Origin of the sequence: Spirosoma rhododendri, from assembly GCF_012849055.1 — a bacterium.
GTDB lineage: Bacteria > Bacteroidota > Bacteroidia > Cytophagales > Spirosomataceae > Spirosoma > Spirosoma rhododendri.
This window is the reverse complement of the sequence record NZ_CP051677.1, coordinates 2,435,974-2,451,380: the sequence shown is the minus strand read 5'-3', so window position 1 is coordinate 2,451,380 and position 15,407 is coordinate 2,435,974. Positions and strand designations below refer to the sequence as shown.

The window sequence follows — 15,407 nt, the reverse complement described above, 5'->3', positions numbered from 1 at the left end:
CAACCACTCCTATCCGGTCGGCATCAGGGCGGTATCTTTGCGATATGGCAGTAGCGAACAAAAAGAAGATTCTTAACGATCCGGTTTACGGCTTCATCACGATACCGACCGAGCTACTGTTTGACTTGGTCGAACACCCGTATTTCCAGCGGCTTCGGCGTATCCGGCAGATGGGTCTGGCCGATTATATCTACCCCGGTGCGCTGCATACCCGCTTTCACCACGCGCTGGGGCCATGCACCTGATGGGGCAGGCAATGCAGACGCTGCAAAGCAAGGGCCACCGCATCAGCGACGACGAATGCGAAGCTGCGCAGATCGCTATTCTGCTGCACGACGTGGGACACGGCCCTTTTTCGCACGTGCTTGAATCATCGCTGCTCGATCACGTAAACCACGAAATTGTCTCGCTGCTGCTGATGCAGGACCTGAACCGGCAGTTCAATGGGCGGCTATCGCTGGCGATTCAGATGTTTGAGGGCACCTACCCGCGTCCGTTTTTTCATCAACTCGTGTCGAGTCAGCTGGATATGGACCGGATGGATTACCTCAACCGCGATGGCTACTATACCGGTGTGGCCGAAGGCGCTATCGGGGCCGAGCGCATCATCAAAATGCTCGATCTGGTCGACGATGAACTGGTCGTGGAAGCCAAGGGCATTCTGAGCGTCGAGAACTTCCTGAACGCCCGGCGACTGATGTACTGGCAAGTGTATTTGCACAAAACGTCGATCTGCTGCGAATCGATGCTGGTGCAGATTCTGCGCCGGGCCCGCTTTCTGATCCGGCAGGGCGCTGACGTATTTGCCCCGCCCGCCTTCCGCCTGTTTCTGGCCGAAAGTGTATCGCTTGAGCAGTTCAGCCGGGAACCCCGTTACCTGCACGCCTTCACCCAGCTCGATGACTACGATGTGTGGTCGTGCGTGAAGCAGTGGGCGCAGCACGACGATTTTGTACTGGCCACGATCAGTCAGATGCTGCTCGACCGGCGGCTGTTCAAAATCATGCTCTCCACCGAACCGTTCTCCGGCGAACTACTGACCGAACTGGAAGCCCAGCTGCGCCGGAAAGGGCTATCGGACGACGCACTATCGTACTTCCTGATCGAAGGGCAGGCTACCAATGCAGCTTACCTGCCCTCGCAGGAGCGAATCAATATCAAACTACGATCGGGAAAAGTAATCGACATTGCCGATGCGTCGGACCTGTCCAATATTCAGGTGCTGACCAACATTGTGCGTCGATATTACGTTTGCTGGGCACGGGATCTGGTAGTGCGGGAGCCGGTCGGGAGTGTCTGACCGGAAGGTGATACTACCCCGACAAACGGATACACGGCATAATCAGTCGTCTACCCCAACAAAGTGCAATTTGTTACCTACCTTAGCGGCCGAAATTCCGGCTGGTCCGGGCGCTGGCGAAGGCCATTAAATCACTATGGAGTTTACTGTCAGGCAGATTGCTACACTGCTGGGTGGCGAGGTTGAAGGCGACGAAACGCTTGCTATCCGAAATATTGCAAAAATAGAAGAAGGGGCCGCGGGCGACATTTCGTTTCTCGCCAACCTGAAATATGAGCCGCACCTGTACACAACGGGCGCGTCAGCAGTTATCGTCAATCGGGATTTTCGGCCCCAGAAGCCCGTTACGGCCAGTCTGATTTACGTCGACAATTCGTACTCAGCCTTCACCCAACTGCTGGAGCAATATTACCAGCAAATCAACTTTGCGCGGGTCGGCGTCGAAGAACCGTCGTTTGTTGGGGCAGGTACCGAAACCGGCGACGGGATTTATCGGGGTGCTTTTTCCTACATCGGCCGGAACTGCCGCCTGGGTCAGAACGTCAAGATCTACCCCCACGCCTACGTCGGCGATAACGTCAGCATCGGTGATAACACAATCATCCACCCCGGCGCGCGCATTCTCAACAACAGCGTCGTTGGGCGGTACTGCGTTGTTCACGGCAATGCGGTTGTCGGCGGTGAAGGCTTCGGATTTGCCCCCCAGCCCGACGGAACATACAAAACGATTCCTCAACTGGGCAACGTAATTCTGGAAGATTACGTAAACGTAGGATCAGGCACAACGATCGACTGTGCAACAATGGGCTCAACCATCATCCGGAAAGGAGCCAAACTCGATAACCTGATTCAGATCGGTCACAACGTCGAAATTGGCCAGAACACGGTTATTGCGGCACAGTCGGGCATTTCGGGTTCGACGAAAATTGGGGCCAACTGCGTCATCGGCGGGCAGGTCGGTTTTGCCGGTCACCTGAACATCGCCGACGGTACGAAAGTCGGCGCACAATCGGGCGTGGGCAAGAACGTAACCGAAGTCAACACCGCAATCAACAGTTCGCCCGCCTTTGGCCTGAAAGAAAGTATGCGTTCGCTGGCCGTGTTCCGGAAACTCCCGGACCTTGACCGGCGACTCACGGATTTGGAAAAGAAAACGAATAAGTAGTGGTGAGGCCAAGTTTAAGGTTTAATGTCTAACGTTTAAAGTTGTTCTACACTGACCTGGTGCAGAACCTTAAACATTGAACCAAAAACCTTGAACCCGGCTCCCCCACTGGACACGAATGAATACAAAACAACAGACTATTCGGAAGGCCGTTTCGGTATCGGGCGTGGGCCTGCATACGGGTGTGACGGCAACGATGACGTTTCTGCCCGCGCCGACCAACCACGGCTATAAGTTTCAGCGGGTCGATCTGCCGGGACAACCCATCGTCGATGCCGACGTGGACAACGTGGTCGATCTATCGCGTGGTACGACCATCGAGCAGAGCGGGGCGCGGGTCCATACGGTCGAGCATACGCTGGCGGCACTGGTCGGCCTGCAACTCGACAACGTACTGATTCAGCTCGACGGCCCCGAACCGCCCATCATGGACGGCTCTTCGATCCAGTTTATCGACGCCCTGCGCGACGCGGGTATCGAAGAACAGAACGCCCAGCGGAACTACTTCGAGGTCAATGAATACGTTCATTACCGGAATCCCGACAAGGATATTGAAATGGCTGCGCTGCCCCTCAACGATTACCGCCTGACGGTGATGGTTGATTACAACTCGCGGGTCATTCCAAGCCAGCATGCGTATCTGAACGACATCAGCCAGTTTCCGGAGCAGATCGCCAGCTGCCGGACGTTCGTGTTTCTGCACGAACTGGAGGCTCTCTACAAACAGAACCTGATTAAAGGGGCGACCTGACCAATGCCATCGTCATCGTCGACCGGGAAGTCAACGACGGCGAACTCGACTACCTGGCGGAGCTTTTGAACAAGCCGAAGGTCAGCGTCAACAAAAACGACGGTATTCTGAACAACCTGGACCTGCACTACCCCAACGAGATGGCCCGCCATAAGTTGCTCGACGTAGTTGGTGATCTGGCCCTGATCGGTCGGCCCATCAAAGCGCAGATTCTGGCGGCCCGACCCGGCCACGCAGCCAACGTTGCCCTCGCCAAGAAAATAAAGAAGCTGATTCAGAAAAACGCGGCTAACCAGGTTCCGCAATACGATCCGACCCAGCCTGCCGTTCTCGATATCAACCGGATCTCGCAAATGCTGCCCCACCGGTACCCGTTCCAGATGATCGACAAGATCATCGCGCTGGACGAAAACAGTGTGGTTGGCATCAAGAACGTGACGATGAATGAGCCGTTCTTTCCGGGCCACTTTCCGGGCAACCCGGTGATGCCCGGCGTGATGCAGCTGGAAGCTATGGCACAAACGGGTGGTATTCTGGTGCTTAGCACCGTACCCGATCCGGAGAATTACTGGCCATTCCTGGTTGGTATTGAAAACTGCCGGTTCCGGCGCAACGTTTTACCGGGCGACACCGTGATTTTCCGGTGTGAATTTACCAGTCCGATGAAGCGGGGAATCGTGAAGATGCAGGGACGCGGCTACGTAGCTAATCAGCTGGTTTGCGAAGCCGACATGATTGCCAGTCTGGTTAAGAAAAAATAGTTTAACGTTCAATGTTTACCGTTTACTGTTCCGAGCGAAACCCGCCAACTCCGAACGTTAAACAGTAAACGTTGAACTCGTTGATGGACAACAATGATTCAACCATTAGCATACATTCACCCGGAAGCCCGAATCGCGCAGAACGTGGTGATCGAACCGTTTGCCATTATTCATAAAGACGTTGATATCGCCGAGGGCACCTGGATCGGGTCGCACGCGGTCATCAACGAGGGGGCCCGGATTGGCCGCAACTGCAAGATTTACCCAGGTGCGGTGATTTCATCGACTCCGCAGGATCTGAAGTTCAAAAACGAGTATACGCTGACATTCATCGGCGACAACACCACGATACGGGAGTACGCGACAATCAGCCGGGGTACCGAAGAGCACTGGAAAACGGAGATTGGCACCAACTGTCTCATCATGGCCTATGCGCACATAGCCCACGACTGCCGGATTGGCAACAACTGTCTGGTTATCAACAACGTGCAGATGGCAGGTCACGTACACATGGGCGACTGGGCAATCATCGGCGGGTCGAGTTCAGTGCATCAGTGGGTGAAAATTGGTGCGCACGCTATCGTTTCGGGCGGATCGCTGGTGCGGAAAGACGTGCCACCATTTACCAAAGCGGCCCGCGAGCCCCTCTCCTACACGGGTATCAACTCCGTCGGTCTGCGCCGACGCGGATTCGATAACGACAAGATCAATCAGGTTCAGGAAATCTACCGGTACATCTATCTGCGCGGTCTCAACAACGCAGATGCGCTGACCCAGATTGAACTCGAACTGCCCCCCTCCGACGAGCGCGATGAGATCGTTAACTTCATCCGCAGCTCCGAACGCGGCATCATGAAGGGCCCGGCGTCGGGTGGTATAGACAGAGACTAAGGGCCGTTTACGGTATTCGGTTTACGGTTTACAGTGGCTATCGCATTAGGCTACCAACGCACTGTAAACCGTAAACCGAATACCGACCACCGCAGCATATGCAGATCAAGGCTGAACAGCTAGGGAAAAAATACCGCCGGGAGTGGATCGTCCGGCGCGTCGACCTGACGCTTACAGCTGGAACGAGTTACACGTTTGTCGGCCCCAATGGCAGCGGCAAATCGACGCTGCTTCAGTTGCTGGCCGGGAATCTGCCCACCACCGAGGGCACCTTATCGTATTCCCTGAACGGCCGTGTGCTGGAGGCCGACAACTGGTTTCGGCAGATCAGCATAGCCGCGCCTTATCTTGAACTGGTGGAAGAGTTGACGCTCGACGAGTTGCTCGTTTTCCACCAGACATTCAAGCCCTTCAAAGCGGGCCTTACCCCTTCCCAGATTGCCGATCGGCTCTGGCTGACCAACGCCCGGCATAAGGAAATCAAATATTTCTCGTCTGGGATGAAGCAGCGCGTTAAGCTGGGGCTGGCCTTCTTCTCCGACGTCCCCGTCGTGATTCTGGACGAGCCAACGGCCAACCTCGACCGGCAGGGCGCTGACTGGTACCAGGAGCAGGTCAGGCTGCTTGGGGCTAATCAGTTGCTGCTTATCGGCTCCAACCAGCCCGACGAGTACGATTTCTGCCCCAATGTGCTCGATGTGAGCCAGTGGAAACGCTAGTCTGGCTCACCGTCTTTCCAAACTATTGCTCCCAACGGTCGTTCTATCGAGAAAGCATTCTCTCGTTATGGAACACTCACTGGCGGGTAAAACCGCACTCGTTACCGGAGCTTCGTCGGGTATTGGCAAGGCCGTTGCTCTCCTATACGCACAGCACGGTGCCAACGTTCTCGTATCCGATCTGGATGCCGAAAAGGGGCAGGTCGTTGTCGAGCAAATTCGCGGCATGGATGTGCAGAGTCAGTTTATTCTGGCCGATGTTGGCGACCCCGCCGATTCCGAACGACTGGTCAACGAGGCTGTCAATCGCTACGGCAAACTCGACATTGCCTGCAACAACGCGGGTATCGGTGGCGAACAGGCCAAAGTCGGCGATTATAGTCTGGAAAGCTGGCAGAGCGTGATCGACGTGAACCTGAACGGCGTTTTCTACGGGATGAAGTACCAGCTTCGGCAAATGGAAAAGCAGGGGTCCGGCGTCATTATCAACATGGCGTCGATACTCGGGCAGGTCGGTACGGCGATGTCATCGGCTTACGTGGCTACCAAACACGCCGTTGTGGGGCTGACGAAAGCGGCTGCACTGGAATATGCCGCCAGTGGTATCCGCGTCAACGTGGTCGGGCCGGGTTATATCGAAACGCCGTTGCTGACCAAAAGTCTTGACGAAGCAGCCATGAACGCCCTGACCAGCATCCATCCCATTGGTCGGCTGGGCAAGTCCGAAGAAGTAGCCGAACTGGTTATCTGGCTATCGTCGCCCAAAGCGTCATTCGTTACCGGTGCTTACTACCCGGTCGACGGCGGTTATCTGGCGCAATAATGGTTTAATGTTCAAGGTCTAATGTTTAAAGTTGCCTGTCGGTAAAACTTTAAACATTAGACCTTGAACATTAAACCCGCTATCGCAATGCCTGCCGGATGACGTCTTCGACGGAAAGCGTCGGGTCGGTGCGGAGGGCGTCGTCTACGCTCTTCTCGGCAGTCGGTTTGGGGAAACCCAGTGCCATAAGTGCGGCCAGCGATTCTTCACGAACCGGGTTGCTGGTTTGCTGCCGGTAGCTTGGCCCATCGGGAACAACGCCCGACTTCTTCATCTTGTCGCGCAGTTCCAGAATGATGCGCTGCGCCGTTTTGGCACCAATGCCTTTGATCGCCTGTACCGCCCGGACGTTTTCACCCAGAATAGCCAGTCGCAGGTCAGCCGGTTGCATCGCCGACAGCATGCCCAATGCCGTATTTGGCCCAACACCCGACACTCCGATCAGATCGAGAAACAGCGATTTTTCATCGGCATTGGCAAAACCGTACAGCAACTGCGCATCCTCCCGGAACAGGTGGTGGATAAACAATTTGATACGGTCGCCCCCGCCCGGCAGGGTCGCATACGTTTGCAGCGAGATATGAACCCCGTAGCCTACACCATGCACATCAATGATGGCATAGGTGGGTTCTTTAAAGGACAGTTGCCCGTCTAAATAAGCAATCATTCAGTGATTTACCAGCTTGTTAATTAAGCCATTACAGCTACGTAAAAATACGCAAAAAAGCTTATTTTCGGGCTATACGGTCGAGCAACCGGGCCATCATTTCGGAGAAATAAGCGCCATTGTACGGGCCGAACCAGTTCATCTCCCGCACTTCGTATTGCTGCCGATCGTAATAGCGGTCGGGTGTAATATACCCTACGTAGCCGCCCTCAAAACTGGTGATCATCAGGTTGACACTGTCACGCCGGGCTACCGGCAACAGGCCGACGGCCAGTTCACCGGAAAAATCGCAGGGCGTTCCCAGCATAACCGTGTTGCCGATGTGCAGAGCTTTCAGATCCGACGGATAGTCGCCATAGATCGCGTAAAACAGCCACGGACGTACCCGCCAGTTGCCCAGTACGCGCGGGTTCGGTTCGCGCAGACCCAACGGCAGCGACAGCATAGCCAGTGTACTGTCGGTACGTGTTTTTATAGCGGGCAGGGTCTGCTCAATTCGACTGACCAGCGCGCCGGAGTATGCCTTGATTTCAGCAGCGTCGTTGGGAGCCTTGACCTCCGGCCCCGTACTACCCACGGCCCCGGCCATAAACAAGGCAAAATCAACGTCGTTTTTCTCCAGTCGATCAACCAGCGCGCCGGGATAATCACGGCTCAGGTAATCGCTGGCGGTGTCGTCGTATAGTGTCGCGTGCCCCGCGAACGTACAAAGCAACGCCGTCTGACCGGTCTGCTTCTTCAGTTTCAATAGCCGGACAGTTCCATCGAGCGGGCCGGTTGGCCCAGAACTAGCCATCCGGTTGTAAATCAGATCGCTGCCGTTGGCTTGTCCATACCCCAGTTCGGCGGGCGCCATCGTTGCCTGCGCTTTTTTGATGGCCGATAAAATTCCGTTTGTAATCAGCGGCACCACGCGTTCATCGTACCCCCCGGCGATCAGTTGCCCGACCAGCCCCGGTGCCCAGCCGCCCATACTGTTGTGCGAATGAATAGCCCCCATGTACACATTCTCCCAACGCATCCCGACTTCGGGCAGTCGCTTTTTCAGGGCTTCGACAACGGTAGGCGGGGTGATGAGCAGATCGAGCCCGACGATAGCGACGCGATTGCTGCCATTGTCGAGCATCACGGCCCGGACGTAAATGGAATCGTTGACGACGCGCCAGTGCTTTCCCTGCCGGGCACCATAGCCGCCGGTAGCGGTTGTGAAATTGGGGGTGATATTGACTTTGGCCCAGCCGGCCCGGAGTGCCGCTGTCGGTGGTGGGGGTGTCGGCAACGCTGTCAGTCGCTCCCGGGTTTGTTGGTAATAGGGCATCTGCTGGTAGGGCGTATCGTCGACCGGGGCCAGGCCAACGACCGCGATCACCAACACCAAAGCAACTACCCCCAGCAGGGCATACAGCAACACACGAACAACCTTCATACGCAGATAACGGCCCCACCGGCCGAATGGGGGCGCAAGCAACGAAAAAAGCGCCGTTAAGCGCCTTTTGTACGCAAAAAAAGCATCGAAGAGACTCCGATGCTTTTCTACAACCTACCGGATATCCGGTCTCCCTATATAATCTTTACCGGTTGGATCACAGTTTGCAGTGCGTGGCACTCGTCAAAACTGTATCTGGCAAACCAGCATTTTAGTTTCGTATCGATCTGTTGATGCCCTACTCCTTGACGTTGGTTTCGGGCGAGTCGGTAAACAGTATGATTCACCTTACTGACACTGACAATATATGTACGAACAAGAGTTAAGTTTGGATTTATAACCGATAAAAAAAATTTTCTATCCTGACCAAAATTCAATCCTGCCAGACCGCCAACGCCTTAAAAATAGCTTAAAGAAAATGGCAATTAGTTGATTGTTACCCCCTTAAAAAAATAACCTGATTTTAAAAAATATGTCGGCAACTGACCTCAATAAACGAACCGTTCTGGCTTTTTACGAACGGATGTTCAACGAAAATGAGCCTGCCGATGCCATCAGCAGGTACACCGGAGATACGTACATACAGCACAACCCCGCCGTAGCGGACGGAAAAAACGGGTTCGTTGCGTATTTCGAGCGGATGAATCGCGAATACCCGGGCAAACGAGTGGTGGTCCGGCGCGTGGTTGCGGAAGGCGATCTAGTCGTACTGCATTGCCAGCAATTCTGGCCCACCGCCGACGGTACTGGCATTGACGAATGGGCGGGCATGGATATTTTTCGCCTTGATGAGGCCGGAAAAATCGTTGAACACTGGGATGTTCTGCAACGGGTTCCCGGCGAATCGGCCAACGCCAACACAATGTTCTGATTCCTGATTCATTGGTTGAACAATGCCGGGGATGAGCCGTTTGGGTTACATACTCAACTGGTCAATACTCATGCTCAAATCCTATTTCAACGCGTTTCAGATCGGCATCATCGCCGGGATGCGCGCCATGACTGCCCCCGCGCTCGTTAGCAATAAAATTTCGTCGGCTACGGTCAACCCGATGGGTGACAGTAAACTTGGTTTTCTCCATTCGTCAACCACGGCTACCCTGTTTAAAGTAGCGGCTGTCGGTGAATTGATTGGCGATAAACTGCCGCAGGCTCCGTCGCGCATTGAGTTTCCTGGCATTCTGGGCCGTATCGGATCGGGGGCCTTGTCGGGTGGAGCACTGAGTCAGGCAGAAGGGAAAGAGTTGCCCTACGGTGCCGTTGCCGGTGCATTGGGTGCGGCTGTTGGCAGCTACGCATTCTACTACCTCCGCCATTGGCTGACCACCGAACAGGACATTCCGGATCCGTACGTTGCCCTGGCGGAAGACGCGCTGACGATCGGCGCGGGGTACCTGATTGTCAGCAAATCGGAAATACGGGGAGTGATGAACTAACCGACGAACGGTTCCTGATCGGCAATTCGCAATGGTCGGCCCCACGCCGGCCATTTTTTCTGTCTACTCCAGAACAGCCCGTTACCCACCGAGCGACGGGTCATTGAAAACTGAACCCCAAAAACGGTAAACCAGCACAGACCCTTATCTTTGTCCTCCAGATTACACGCATCAACGTCTTCCTGATTAATTTGTGAAAAGTGACCGGCAACAGTCACTCTTTCGCTCGTTCACTCTTTCGCTTTTTATTTCCCTGATGCAGGTTCTTAAGTTTGGCGGTACTTCGGTAGGGTCCGTAGAAAGTATCAAGCAGGTTATCCAGATTATCGACAGTTATCGGCGCGATGATGGGTCGCAACCGGGCGATCTGATTACGGTGGTGTTTTCGGCAATGGGTGGGGTAACCAACCAGCTTATCGAGATTGGACGCATGGCCACCACCGGCGACACTGACTACATGGAACTGGTCCGGCGCATTGAGGACCGCCATTTCAACGTCATTAAAGCCCTGATTCCGGTTAAGGAGCAGAGTAAAGTGTTCGCGCAGGTGCGTGGGGTAATTAATGAACTCGAAGATCTGCTACGGGGTGTCTCGCTCATTCGTGAACTGTCGCCCCGCACGCTCGACCTCATCACCAGTTTCGGCGAACGCCTGTCGACCGCCGTCATTACCGAGTGTATCCGCAGCAGAGGTATCTCGGCGCAGTTTCTGGATGCTCGCACGGTGATTAAAACCGACGATCAGTTTGGGCAGGCCGATGTAAACTACCCACTGACGAACCAGCTGATTCAGGATCATTACGCCAAAACTGACGCCCTGCAACTGGTCACTGGCTTTATCGGTTCAACCGACAAAAACGAGACGACCACACTGGGTCGGGGCGGGTCAGACTATACGGCGAGTATACTGGGCGCGGCCCTTAACGCCGAAGTCATCGACATCTGGACCGACGTCGACGGGATGATGACGGCCGATCCGCGCAAGGTGACCAACGCCTTCAACATCCCGACCATTACGTACGCCGAAGCGATGGAACTCAGCCACTTCGGTGCCAAAGTAATTTACCCGCCCAGTTTGCAACCGGCTTTCGCGCGCAACATCCCGGTGCGGGTGCTGAACACGTTCAATCCCACCCACGAGGGTACGCTCGTTAGCCGGACGGCCGAACGGCGGCAGTACACTATCACGGGTATTTCAAGCATCGACGACATCGCCCTGGTCAACGTGCAGGGTTCGGGGATGATTGGTGTTGCGGGGGTGTCGGCCAAGCTATTTGGCGTACTGGCCGCTCACAAAATCAGCGTAATCCTGATTTCGCAGGCATCGTCGGAACACTCGATCTGTTTTGCGCTCGACCCGCGCGGGGCCGAGAACGTCAAAGCCATTCTCGACTCGGAATTTGCCACCGAAATCGCCCACGGCCACATCGATAACATCGCCATCGAGCGCGACCTGTCGGTGATCGCGACGGTGGGCGAAGGTATGCGCAAATCGTCGGGTATTGCGGGTAAGCTGTTTTCGGTGCTGGGTAAAAACGGGGTCAACATCGTGGCCGTCGCGCAGGGATCGTCGGAGATCAACATCTCGGTGGTCATCAACAAAAACAACCTGTCGAAAGCCCTCAACGCGCTGCACAACATTTTCTTCCAGTCGGAAGCGCGGGTGCTGAACCTGTATCTGGTCGGGACGGGGCTGATCGGCAAGACGCTATTGCAGCAGATCGCCAAGCAGGCCGATTACCTGAAATCGGAGAAGCTGCTGAAAGTGTGCGTGGTGGGCATGACCAATACCCGTAAAATGCTCCTCGACCCCAAAGGCATCGACCTCGACGATTGGTCAGAACGCCAGCTTGCTGAAGGTGTCACGACGTCGCTGCCCGCCTTTGTCGAGAAAATCAAAGACTATAACCTGCCCAACTCGGTATTCATCGACTGCACGTCAGACAAAGACGTGGTGCAGTTTTATGAGTCGCTGCTTGATGCCAACATCTCGGTTGTAACGCCGAATAAGGTGGCCAACTCGGGTTCGTATGCCGAGTACCGGCGGTTACAGCGCACAGCCCTAAACCGGGGTGTCAAGTTTCTGTACGAAACCAATGTTGGCGCGGGGTTGCCGATCATCAACACGGTGCAGGGCCTGATGACAGCGGGCGATCAGTTTCTGAAGATCGAAGCCATCCTGTCGGGCACGCTGTCATTCATTTTCAACACATTCAGCGCGGGTACGTCATTCGCCGATGTCGTACGCGAAGCCAAGACCAAAGGCTACACCGAACCCGACCCGCGCGACGATCTGAGCGGTCAGGATGTGGCCCGCAAAATCCTGATTCTGGCCCGTGAAGCTGGCTTTCCGCTCGAACCGCAGGATGTTACGATCAACAACCTACTTCCCCAATCGTGCCTCGACGCGCCTACGGTACCCGCTTTCTTCGACGAGCTAGAGCGCAACAACGACTACTTCGAGAACCTGCTGGCATCAGCCGACGCGAAGGGTGAAAAACTGCGGTTCGTAGCCAGTTTTGAGAACGACAAAGCGGTAATTGAGCTACGGTCTGTCGGTCCGGAACATCCGTTCTACCAGTTGACCGGTGCCGATAACATTGTTTCGTTCACGACGGAACGCTACAAAGATCGCCCCCTCGTGGTGAAAGGCCCCGGCGCGGGTGCTGAAGTAACGGCCTCCGGTGTTTTCGCCGACGTCGTCAGCATCGGTAGCTATCTGGCGTAAGAACTTGTGCCCAGACATGGACGTTAGTAGTGAAAACGAGTCTCCATCGAATGAACGAGAACGCTACGTACCTCAACGAGTACCACCGGCAGCAGAGCGAGCGAATGGTCAAGAAAGTCTCCGAGCAGCCCTTGATGTCATTGCAGGAGTGCATCGAGCAAGCAAAGCGGCTCAGGGACCAGCCCCAGCCAATAAAAGTGAAAAAATAGCACTAGATCGTGCGTTGAAAATTGGAGAGGAAAAGTTACTCAGACGATGGGCAACGTCGCGTCAGTTACTTATTCCGGATGAACCGTTTACCGACGCCTGGCAGGCTCAGGGTGGCGAAGGTGGTGCTGAGCATCAGGTGTATGTGCAGTTAGGTACGTACTACAAACGTAATAACCTCAACTACCACGGGACCTGGCTAAGTTATCTGCATAATCTACTGCTACACAACTGGCTTTTTCCGGAAACAGCCTATATGTTTTTAGGACTAATGGATGTCGATGGCATATTGATGTCCGTTGTCAGTCAGAAAGCGTTGCGAGGTATTCGGGGAGCAACGCCAGAAGAAGTAGCTGCCTACATGGCACCTTTCGACTTCGTTGCGCTACACGGTAACGATTACAGGAATGACAACTTTGGTATTATCGTCGGCGATCTTCACCACAGGAATGTTCTGGTAGCCGACGACGGAGAGTTGCTTGTTTTTGATCCAGTCATCTATCTCAGATAGAACGTTACGCCACTACAATCGGCCCGGGCCGGGGATGGTCTGATGGCTGATTACCGGCGATAAATGGCCAGCCATCAGCGGTGTACTGCACCCGGTCCATGCACATCTTGCGGAGAAACCGATCCGTACTAGGAATAAACCGGTCGTTCGCGTCGACGGCGTGATAGATAATCCAGTCCTGCCCCTCGGCATCGGTAACCAGGCAGTTCTGACCGGGTGAGTCCCAGGCCGCGCCCGGCTGCAAAATGACATGCTGGTCAGGAATAGGCTGAAAGTTCGTCAGTGGGTTGTCAGACCAGTACACGCTGACGGCGTACCCACCGCTTGCCCAGGTGTTGTCGCCCGACACCCAGATAAAATACCGCTTCGTTTCTGGCTTGTACACGACGAACGCCCCTTCCCGCAACGTTTCGAATTTAACACCGGGTCGCGCGGGCAGCACGTCTATGGGGTCGCTGATGAACGTGAACCCGTCGTTTGCCAGCTCATACGCCCGGATTGGCTCGTGGGCCGAACCATAGTACAGGTAGTGTCGCCCCGTTTGTGGATCGGCGAAAAAATGGGGGTCGATCATCGTGTATCCCCCACCCGACTGCGTTGTCAGCGGCTTACCAACGTCGATGAAGTTATCGGGTGTTTTCGATGTAGCAAGTGCCAGCTGCATATCAGCACCGTTGTCAGGCTTTGCCGCGTAGTAGAGCCGGTACTCACCCTCCACGAACACGACCTGCGGACACCAGAATTCCTGACAGTTTTTACCCCAGACAGGCGGTTCAGCCAGCGCACCGACCGGCTCCGACCAGTTGACCAGATCCGTTGAATGACTGAGCTGGATACTGCACATCGTGGGTGAAAACCGGTCGTGGGTAGCGTAGGCGTAGTATCCGCCCGTCTGCGCAGCGATGACCGACGGGTCGGGGAAGTCAGTAGGCAAAAGCGGATTCTGGTAGGTAGTCTGTTTCATGGGCGATACGAAGCGTCGACGGTAGGCGGCTGGGCGGCACGAGTTACCCCTCGGCAATTTTACTTCGATTATAATAAGCGAATTGCCACCCGTGGGGTTTTCGCCAAATAGATCCTTATCAACGCTGGTTAGTATAAGCCCATGAGATTTACAGACAAAGTCATTATCGTTACCGGTGCGGCCGGGGGTATTGGTATGGCAATTGCCCGGCGATTTGCGTCGGAAGGGGCCCGCATCGTGCTGGCTGACCTGGATGGCGACGCGCTGAAGAAGGCGGTACCCGACATCAAAAAAGCGGGAGCACCCGATGTGTGGCCCAGCATCTGCGACGTGTCGAACGAGCAGCAGGTTGAGGCAACGGTAAAGGGGGCGTTTGATAAATTCGGTCGGCTCGACGTCATCGTCAACAACGCGGGGCTGATGCAGTTCAAGGCGCTTGACGAACTGACCGGCGACGACTGGATGCGGATTCTGAACGTCGACCTGATGGGCGCGTTCTATTTCACCAAACACGCCTTTCTGACCATGAAGCCCGGCGGCTGCATCGTCAACGTATCGAGCATCCACGCCATTGAAACCGAACCACTGGTAGCCCCGTATGCAGCGGCAAAAGCCGCCGTACTGTCGCTGACCCGTTCCTCGGCACTGGAAGGCAAGGCGAGAGGTATCCGCATCAACGCCGTACTGCCCGGCGCTATCGACACACCTATGCTCTGGGATAATCCGAACGTGAAGCGGGGCGTTGAGAAAATCGACAAGGCCGATGTAGGTCGACCAGAAGACGTAGCCGCTACGATCGCTTATCTGGCCTCCGACGACGCGGCATTCGTACAGGGCGCCGAAATTCGCGTCGACGGCGGGCGGCTGGATCGGCTGTAGCACTTTCCTCTTATCTTGGCCGTCGATGAGTCTATAAATCGGCTATCGACTACACAGCCCGGACGCTTACGTTGAGCCAGCTAACTGCCCGCCCCCGTTCCACGGTTAGGAACCAGCTCGATGGCAGTCGTCCGATGGTCGTCGTACAGAATGGTTCGGCCTACTACCTCACGTTGTTT

12 protein-coding genes and 2 pseudogenes are annotated in these 15,407 nt (G+C 55.1%); 11 read left to right on the top strand and 3 right to left on the bottom strand.

The features are described from left to right. The first annotated feature begins 44 nt into the window (after window positions 1-44). The 6 genes and pseudogenes from HH216_RS10270 to HH216_RS10245 all read left to right on the top strand — a co-directional run bounded on the left by HH216_RS10270 (window position 45) and on the right by HH216_RS10245 (window position 6,410). Window positions 45-1,300, top strand: a pseudogene (locus HH216_RS10270) (HD domain-containing protein). A 136-nt stretch (window positions 1,301-1,436) separates the two neighbouring features. After that, window positions 1,437-2,465 (top strand): UDP-3-O-(3-hydroxymyristoyl)glucosamine N-acyltransferase, encoded by a 1,029-nt coding sequence (lpxD, locus tag HH216_RS10265; RefSeq protein ID WP_169550738.1) that lies wholly within the window; start codon window positions 1,437-1,439, stop codon window positions 2,463-2,465. A 118-nt stretch (window positions 2,466-2,583) separates the two neighbouring features. Beyond that, window positions 2,584-3,977, top strand: a pseudogene (locus tag HH216_RS10260) (bifunctional UDP-3-O-[3-hydroxymyristoyl] N-acetylglucosamine deacetylase/3-hydroxyacyl-ACP dehydratase). Window positions 3,978-4,070: 93 nt separating this feature from the next. Then, window positions 4,071-4,868, top strand: coding sequence for an acyl-ACP--UDP-N-acetylglucosamine O-acyltransferase (lpxA, locus tag HH216_RS10255; protein ID WP_169550737.1), 798 nt, complete (start codon window positions 4,071-4,073; stop codon window positions 4,866-4,868). Window positions 4,869-4,966: 98 nt separating this feature from the next. After that, window positions 4,967-5,587: an ABC transporter ATP-binding protein gene (locus tag HH216_RS10250; RefSeq protein ID WP_169550736.1), complete on the top strand. Its 621-nt coding sequence runs from the start codon at window positions 4,967-4,969 to the stop codon at window positions 5,585-5,587. Window positions 5,588-5,654: 67 nt separating this feature from the next. Then, the gene (locus HH216_RS10245; protein ID WP_169550735.1) at window positions 5,655-6,410 is read left to right on the top strand and encodes an SDR family NAD(P)-dependent oxidoreductase; all 756 of its coding nucleotides are present in this window, start codon (window positions 5,655-5,657) and stop codon (window positions 6,408-6,410) included. A gap of 79 nt (window positions 6,411-6,489) precedes the next feature. Here the strand turns inward: HH216_RS10245 and ruvA are convergent, their stop codons facing one another. Next, entirely contained in the window at window positions 6,490-7,077 is a 588-nt protein-coding gene (ruvA, locus tag HH216_RS10240; RefSeq protein ID WP_169550734.1) for a Holliday junction branch migration protein RuvA, read from the bottom strand. Between the two features lie 61 nt (window positions 7,078-7,138). Next, on the bottom strand, window positions 7,139-8,503 hold the full coding sequence (locus HH216_RS10235) for a neutral/alkaline non-lysosomal ceramidase N-terminal domain-containing protein (protein WP_169550733.1): 1,365 nt from the start codon (window positions 8,501-8,503) through the stop codon (window positions 7,139-7,141). Window positions 8,504-8,975: 472 nt separating this feature from the next. Between HH216_RS10235 and HH216_RS10230 the strand changes: the two genes are divergently transcribed. The 4 genes from HH216_RS10230 to HH216_RS10215 all read left to right on the top strand — a co-directional run bounded on the left by HH216_RS10230 (window position 8,976) and on the right by HH216_RS10215 (window position 13,385). Beyond that, window positions 8,976-9,374: a nuclear transport factor 2 family protein gene (locus tag HH216_RS10230; protein WP_169550732.1), complete on the top strand. Its 399-nt coding sequence runs from the start codon at window positions 8,976-8,978 to the stop codon at window positions 9,372-9,374. 70 nt (window positions 9,375-9,444) lie between these two features. Then, a complete protein-coding gene (locus HH216_RS10225; protein ID WP_169550731.1) occupies window positions 9,445-9,939 on the top strand; it encodes a DUF4126 domain-containing protein in 495 nt (164 codons plus the stop codon). 256 nt (window positions 9,940-10,195) lie between these two features. Further along, window positions 10,196-12,667 carry a bifunctional aspartate kinase/homoserine dehydrogenase I gene (thrA, locus tag HH216_RS10220; protein ID WP_169550730.1) on the top strand — a complete coding sequence of 824 codons (2,472 nt, stop codon included), beginning with the start codon at window positions 10,196-10,198 and terminating at the stop codon, window positions 12,665-12,667. 16 nt (window positions 12,668-12,683) lie between these two features. Next, window positions 12,684-13,385, top strand: coding sequence for a putative polyvalent protein kinase domain-containing protein (locus tag HH216_RS10215; protein ID WP_169550729.1), 702 nt, complete (start codon window positions 12,684-12,686; stop codon window positions 13,383-13,385). 4 nt (window positions 13,386-13,389) lie between these two features. Here the strand turns inward: HH216_RS10215 and HH216_RS10210 are convergent, their stop codons facing one another. Beyond that, window positions 13,390-14,349 (bottom strand): glycoside hydrolase family 43 protein, encoded by a 960-nt coding sequence (locus HH216_RS10210; RefSeq protein WP_169550728.1) that lies wholly within the window; start codon window positions 14,347-14,349, stop codon window positions 13,390-13,392. A gap of 141 nt (window positions 14,350-14,490) precedes the next feature. On the opposite strand from HH216_RS10210, the gene HH216_RS10205 reads away from it, so the two are divergent. Then, the gene (locus tag HH216_RS10205; RefSeq protein ID WP_169550727.1) at window positions 14,491-15,228 is read left to right on the top strand and encodes an SDR family NAD(P)-dependent oxidoreductase; all 738 of its coding nucleotides are present in this window, start codon (window positions 14,491-14,493) and stop codon (window positions 15,226-15,228) included. Window positions 15,229-15,407: the final 179 nt, after the last annotated feature.